The organism is Schleiferilactobacillus shenzhenensis LY-73, assembly GCF_000469325.1.
Classification (GTDB): domain Bacteria; phylum Bacillota; class Bacilli; order Lactobacillales; family Lactobacillaceae; genus Schleiferilactobacillus; species Schleiferilactobacillus shenzhenensis.
This window is the reverse complement of record NZ_KI271614.1, coordinates 22,881-23,212: the sequence shown is the minus strand read 5'-3', so window position 1 is coordinate 23,212 and position 332 is coordinate 22,881. Positions and strand designations below refer to the sequence as shown.

Genomic DNA, 332 nt, shown 5'->3' with positions numbered 1-332 from the left:
CGCATTATTCCCCAGCACGGCCGGTTCCTGGTGGAGGTCGTCTATCCTTCCGGCATCCAAGAAATCGTTTATCAGCCGGACAATGGCCGCTACCTGACGATTGACCCGGGCGTGGATAATGCCTTTGCCATGGCAACGAATGTCCCGGGTCTGACGCCGTGGCTGATCAATGGGAAACCCTTGAAGGCAGTGAACCAGCTCTATAACAAGACTCGGAGCCGGCTGGTCTCTGTCCATAAACTGAGCGGTCAGAATTACACCAGCCGGCGGCTGGACAATGTGGAATACAAGCGGGACCGCAAAATCGACAAGTTTGCTCATGAAGCAAGTCA

Annotated in this window: 1 pseudogene; it reads left to right on the top strand. The window is 54.8% G+C overall.

Features of this window, described 5'->3' with window-relative positions:
* Nucleotides 1-332, top strand: a pseudogene (locus L248_RS16160) (RNA-guided endonuclease InsQ/TnpB family protein); the annotation flags it as partial.